General features: G+C 55.4%; 8 protein-coding genes and 1 pseudogene. All 9 read left to right on the forward strand.

All coding sequences use genetic code 11. The features are described 5' to 3' along the window. Positions 1–148 precede the first annotated feature (148 nt). The gene (locus IR141_RS11790) at positions 149–1,138 is read left to right on the forward strand and encodes a major capsid protein (RefSeq protein WP_135037516.1); all 990 of its coding nucleotides are present in this window, start codon (positions 149–151) and stop codon (positions 1,136–1,138) included. Positions 1,139–1,151: 13 nt separating this feature from the next. Further along, entirely contained in the window at positions 1,152–1,571 is a 420-nt protein-coding gene (locus IR141_RS11795; protein ID WP_135037519.1) for a DUF1320 domain-containing protein, read from the forward strand. Then, positions 1,555–2,004 (forward strand): phage virion morphogenesis protein, encoded by a 450-nt coding sequence (locus tag IR141_RS11800; protein WP_135037522.1) that lies wholly within the window; start codon positions 1,555–1,557, stop codon positions 2,002–2,004. The genes IR141_RS11795 and IR141_RS11800 overlap by 17 nt, the downstream gene beginning before the upstream one ends. A 14-nt stretch (positions 2,005–2,018) precedes the next feature. Then, the gene (locus IR141_RS11805) at positions 2,019–2,483 is read left to right on the forward strand and encodes a hypothetical protein (protein ID WP_135037524.1); all 465 of its coding nucleotides are present in this window, start codon (positions 2,019–2,021) and stop codon (positions 2,481–2,483) included. Positions 2,484–2,486: 3 nt separating this feature from the next. Next, positions 2,487–3,242 (forward strand): hypothetical protein, encoded by a 756-nt coding sequence (locus IR141_RS11810; RefSeq protein ID WP_135037528.1) that lies wholly within the window; start codon positions 2,487–2,489, stop codon positions 3,240–3,242. A 417-nt stretch (positions 3,243–3,659) separates the two neighbouring features. Continuing rightward, the gene (locus tag IR141_RS11815; RefSeq protein WP_135037531.1) at positions 3,660–5,117 is read left to right on the forward strand and encodes a phage tail tape measure protein; all 1,458 of its coding nucleotides are present in this window, start codon (positions 3,660–3,662) and stop codon (positions 5,115–5,117) included. 89 nt (positions 5,118–5,206) lie between these two features. Then, positions 5,207–5,389 (forward strand): hypothetical protein, encoded by a 183-nt coding sequence (locus tag IR141_RS11820; protein ID WP_135037534.1) that lies wholly within the window; start codon positions 5,207–5,209, stop codon positions 5,387–5,389. A 15-nt stretch (positions 5,390–5,404) separates the two neighbouring features. Continuing rightward, on the forward strand, positions 5,405–5,641 hold the full coding sequence (locus IR141_RS11825; RefSeq protein ID WP_135037537.1) for a hypothetical protein: 237 nt from the start codon (positions 5,405–5,407) through the stop codon (positions 5,639–5,641). 214 nt (positions 5,642–5,855) lie between these two features. Then, positions 5,856–5,971: pseudogene (locus tag IR141_RS11830) on the forward strand (IS1595 family transposase); the annotation flags it as partial.

The raw sequence follows: 5,971 nt of genomic DNA on the forward strand, positions 1-5,971 counted from the left end.
CATGCATAACATCCAGGTTGGGCTCCGCTGTGTGATAAAGCGGAGCAGTTTATAACAAACGGAGAGTGGCTCAATTTTGGAGCACAACTCCCCGTTTCCCTGGCTCAGTTTTGCACGATATTTAACAAGTTATTTAAGAGGTAACGATATGCCTTTATCGAACGAAAGCAAATTCGGCGTCAAAGCACTCACAACCGCCGTGAACAAAGTGCCGGCCACGCCCACGCAAATCCGCGACCTGAATATTTTCGAGCCGCAATACCTGACCACCACCTATGTGGATGTGGAATACCAAGAAGGCCGCGTCAGCCTGGTGCAGAGCAAACAGCGCGGACAGGGCGGCCAGGCCGTGGACAATAAAACCCGCCGCATCCACACCTTCAAAATCCCCCATCTGCCCGAAGACGATATCGTCCGCGCCGACGATGTGCAAAACCTGCGCGCATTCGGCAGCGACCAAGCCGCCACAGTCGAGGGCGTGGTGCAGGACAAGCTGGCCGACGGCAAGCTGAATCTGGAATACACCCGCGAACACCTGATGCTGGGCGCGCTGCAGGGCAAAATCCTCGATGCCGACGGCACCGAGCTGTACGACTTGTACAAAGAATTTGGTATCACCCGTGGGGCGCACAACTGGAAACTGGGCACCAAAACCACCGAAGTGGGCGCCGAAATCGACAAAACCGTTTCCGCACTGCGCGCCAAACAGAAAGGCGCGATGGTGGGCGGCTGGGTGGCTTTGTGCGGCTTGGATTTCCTGACCGCGCTCAAATACCACGACAAAATCAAGCCGCTTTACGAGCGCTACCGCGACGGCGCGGCCTACCGCGAGGGCAGCCCCAACCCGGTCGAGTTCGAACACAACGGCATTAAGTTTATCCAGTATATCGGCGACTTCGGGACCAAAGGCGCAAAAATCGCACCGAACGAGGCCATCCTGCTGCCTGTCGGCCGCAAACTCTATACCGAGGCATTCGCCCCTGCCGATATGAATGCCACCGTCAACACCCGCGCCCTGCCGTATTACGCCAGCCGCGAAAAGCTCGACCACGACAAAGGCTGGAGCCTGCACATGCAGAGCAACCCGCTGCCGATTGCGCTGCGCCCCGAGCTGGTGGTAACCCTGAGTGCATCTTAACAGGCCGTCTGAAATGCTGATTAGCCCCGAAGATATGATTTTGCGGTTTTCTGAAAGGGAAATCGCCGCACTTACCGACCATGATTACGGAAAAACCGTAAACGTCGAAGTATTGGAGCGGGCTATCGCAGACGCCGAGGCCGAGGCGGGCGGCTATCTGGCCGCCGCCGGTTACAAAGACCTTAACGGCGACGCGGTGCCGCGCGTGCTGGTAATCAAGGTGTGCGACATCGCCCGCTACTACCTACATGAAGACGGCGACATCGAAATCGTAGAAAAGCGGTATAAGGCGGCTGTCGAATGGCTCAAGGCGGTGGTCAAAGAGCCGCGCCTGCTCGGTTTGGATGCCGTGCAGCCCGCCCGCAAGGCTTCAGACGGCCTGTATGCGGTGATGCCGAACCAGGTCGAGCAGTGGCATGAAGCTCACCGTTGAAAGCACGCTGCCCGAACTGCAGGCACACTTAAACACGCTGCACGCCCGTTTGAACGGTGATTTGAAAGAGCCTTTAAACGCGGTGGCCGGCCTGCTGGAAAACAGCACCCGCAAACGCTTTGAAACCAAAACCGCACCGGACGGCCGCAAATGGGCGCCGCTGAAGTTGACAACGCTGTATGCCAAAACCGGCAAAAACGGCAAAACGCGCGGCTCGATACTGGTGGACCGAGGCGACCTGCTCAAGAGTATCACCAGCCACGCTACCGAGAGCATGGCCGAAGTCGGCACCGACCGCGTGTATGCACGCTACCTGCAGACCGGCACGGCCGACATGCCCGCCCGTGAAATTTTCGGGTTGAGTGGGCAGGACCGCAGCGACATCCGCGCGGAGCTGGCCGGCTGGCTGCACACCATTTGGAGCGACACATAATGGCAAACCTGCCGATGTATCAAAACATCCTGGCCTGCTACCCCGCCGTGATGGCGAGAATGGCCGAGGTGCCGGGCGTGAGCGCGGTGCTGGAGGCGGCCGACTTGGAGGCGGTTACCTCCGAGCGCAGGCTCAAGCCGCAGGACGGGGCGGTGTATGTGGTGTTCGACGGCTTCACGCCCGACGATACTGCCGGCGGCAAAACCCTGTTGCGCGAGCGGCTGAGCTTCAGTTTTATTTTGGCCAAGCGGCAATACAGCCCCAACCGGCTGCAATACAGCCAAGACGGTGTCGGCGAAACCCTTACCGCCATCAAGGCGGCGTTTCAGGGCTTCGACCCGAAAGACGACAACTGCCGGCCGCTGACCGCCGCGCCGTTTACCGCCCGCGCCGCGCTGCCGATAGCCTACCACGAAGGCTTTGCATTTTTTCCGATGCGGTTTGAGACCGCCGTAACCATTAAATTAACCAAGGAGTAATCCATGCAACGACAACAAGACGACGGTTTGCTGTTTGCCGGCACCGTGATTGTGCGCAACCGCCGCATCGAAGGCAGCGGCTTTTACGATGTGGGCAATACCACCAACCTGTCTATCCAAACAAGCGCCGAGAAAAAACAGCGCATCAGCAAACGCAAAGACAGCATCGGCCAGTCGCTCGACAGCATATCCATCAAAAACCCGTCCGAAATCAAATGGGGTTTCGACACCTTCGACCGCACCAATCTGGCCATGGCGCTGATGGGCGAATCCGCCCTGATTGAAGCCAAAGCCGCCAAGGTAACGGACGAGGAAATCGCCATCGGCACCAAAGGCCAGTGGTATAAGGTGTCTCTGGACAATCTCGATGCCGCCAAGGTGTCGGTCAAAAACGCTGCCGATGCCAAAGTGGAAGCCGGCGATTTCGAAGTAAACGAAACGCTCGGCCTGATTATGATTAAGCCCGGCTGCGCCAACGTGCAAAACGGCGAAACCATCAAAGTAACCGCCGGCACCAAAGACACCGGCGGCTACGCCATCGATGCCGACACCGTGGGCGATTACGATTTAGAAATCATGCTGGACGGCATCAACCGGGTAACGGGTGAGCGCATCAAACTGCACGTACCTTCCGCCGTGGTGGCTGCCGATTCCGAAATCGACTGGTTCAACGAAGACTTCAACTCCGCCGGCTTTACCGGGAACCCCGTGCTGGTGGCGGGCTATAAATCGGCCTACAGCGTCAAGGTGTTTGCTTAACATTCCCCGCGCCGCTGCCGAAAGGTACGCGCGGGTTTTTAATGCAAAAGGCCGTCTGAAAACAACATTTCAGACGGCCTTTGTTTGATACTTTTTTAATTAACAATCCCAACCTTCACGACTGTTTATACCGTTGCGGCGGCCTTTACGGACAACATCGTTGCCGTCCCAGCCCTCTTTTCCATATTTAATCACCGTTTTTTTCCTTTTATTTGCGTTCTTTTTGTCATTTTCGGCGGTAGGTGTGCCGGTATGGCCTGCTGCGGGCGGGATTGGTAAGCATCCCCGCGAAAAACAGTATCAGTAAAAAATATATCATGATTACCCCCGTGTGAATGAAGCCGGTCAAAGAACGGCGGGCGGATTGTAATAAATAATGTTGATTTGATGTAACGTTATTTATTATAGGTTGTCAATATGTCTAATGCAAATATTCAGGCGGGTTTGCGGATTTTGGCCAGTGTGGAAGGCGCCGAAGAGATTAAAAAACTGGCGGACGAAATCGAAGCAGCCGGTTTGCCCGCCGCCCATCTTGCCGAGCAAGCCGGGAAGTTGCGCAGCCAGTTTGAACAGGTATCGGCACAACAGGCGGCAATCGAAAAATATAAAGCATTGTCGGACGAGCTTGAGGATACGGCTCGGGCAATGCAGGCCGCCGATACCTTGCTGGACGGCCTGCATGAAAGCATGAAAAACGATGCCACCGCCGAACAAAAAGAGGCGGTGGCAAAGCTGCGGGCAGAAATGGAAAAGCTCGCCCAAAAAGAAACCGACCTGGCTGCCGCAGTGCGCGATGCGCGCAACGAGATGGCGGTAGCGGGCGTGCCGGTTAAAAATTTGGCCGAGCATCAAAAAAAGCTGGCCGCCGAATCGGCGGCGGTTACGCAAAAGCTTGATGCGCTGGCGGCGGAGGCGCAAGAGCTTAAGGCATTGGCCGATGCGCGTATCCAGCTTGGCTTGGACACAGACGAAAAAGCCCGCCAAGAAATCGAAAAAACCAAACAGGCGTACGAAACGCTGAAAAACAGCGGCACGTTAAGCCACGACGAATTGGCGCGCGCCGCCGATTTACAGCGCGACAAGGTTTACCGGCTGGAGCGCAGTTTGAGCGATTTGCGCCCAAGTCTGACCGATGTTGCCGACGAATTGCAGGGCGTGGTAACCAAGGCCGGCGGTTTGGCTTATGCCGCCCGCGAAGCCATGAAATTTGAAACCGCGATGGCGGGCGTGAAAAAGGTGGTGGACGGCACGCCGGAAGAAATCGCGGGTTTGTCCGACGAAATCAAGCGCATGTCGGGCGAGTTGGGAATTATGCCCGACAAACTGGCCGAAATTGCCGCGCAGGGTGGGCAGCTTGGCGTGTCATTAGACCGATTGCCGGAATTTACCGAAATGGCCGCCAAAATGTCGGTGGCCTTTGGCATGACCGCCGAAGAGGCGGGCGATGCGGCGGCTACTATTGCCAACGTTTTTCAGCTTCCGATTGGAGAGGTGGGGCGGCTTGGCGATGCCATTAACGTATTAGGAAACAACACCGCCGCCCGCGAAAAAGACATCGTAAACGCGATGGCACGTATCGGCGGTACCGCTAATCAGTTTGGTTTGGCCGCCGAACAGGCGTCCGCGCTTGCCGGTGCGTTTATCGCCTTGGGCAAACCGCCCGAGGTGGCGGCTACGGCGGTTAATGCGCTGTTGCAAAAACTGCAAACCGCGCAATCGCAAGGCAATAATTTTCAGGCGGCGCTTGAGGGTATCGGGATTACTGCCGACCAGATGGCCGCCAATCCGCAACAGGCTCTGAGCGACTTTATGCCGGCGGTGCGGCAGCCGGGTTCGCGGTTGATGTTTATCCCGACCAAAACCGCCTGCTGCTGACGCTTTCCGCAGGGCAATGTGCCGCTCTGAAAGAGGGCTTTTACACCGCCGATGTTGAATTTACCCGCCTTTCAGACGACCTTGTACAGATGAGCGGCGATATCGCCCATGCAAATAGGCGGTTTGACGATGATTTGTACAGGGTTTGGCTTCGGCAGCCGGAGAATCCGGGCAGAACCTTTGAAGACTTTAACGCGTGGCTGCACAGCTTCAGGCCGTCTGAAGACGATGCTCCCGATTTTGTGGCCCGCCTGATTTTATCCATTTCGTAAAAAGTGAATCAAAATATGAAACTGACCGAGAGAATCAATCTGCTTGCCGACAAAATCGGTGGGATTCTGAAAGGCATCAAGGCCGACATCGGCCATAAATCCGCGCTGCAAACCCACGATAAAGAGAGTGTGGTTGGTGCGGTAAACGAGCTGAAAGGCCGTATCGACAGTATCGGCGCAGGCGGTAATGCGGCGATTGACGACTATTCGCCCGTATCGGTGGCTACAGTGTATTCCAGCCAAAAAAACTGAGCAGCTGATTGCTGCGGTAAAAACCGAAGTAAAAGGCGAAATTTTAGATTACTTCGATTACTTCAACCACCTAAGCAGATATGAACTACAGAGGAAGAGATGAACGATTTATTGGATTCCAAATTTCCCAAAGGCAAGACAGCAGGAAACTGTGTTAAGTATGAGGATAATATATGGGGCTGACGTAGATTAGCAGTCATGACAGGCTGCCAAAATGAAGATAACCCACTGTAAGTTAAAGAAGAGTCTGCAAAGAAAACTGCTTGAATATTTTGTATTGGAAGTAACCGCACGTTCTGCTGCCGATATCTTAGGTATTCAGCCCAATAC

It is taken from the genome of Neisseria sp. 19428wB4_WF04, from assembly GCF_015235335.1.
Taxonomy (GTDB): Bacteria; Pseudomonadota; Gammaproteobacteria; order Burkholderiales; family Neisseriaceae; genus Neisseria; species Neisseria musculi.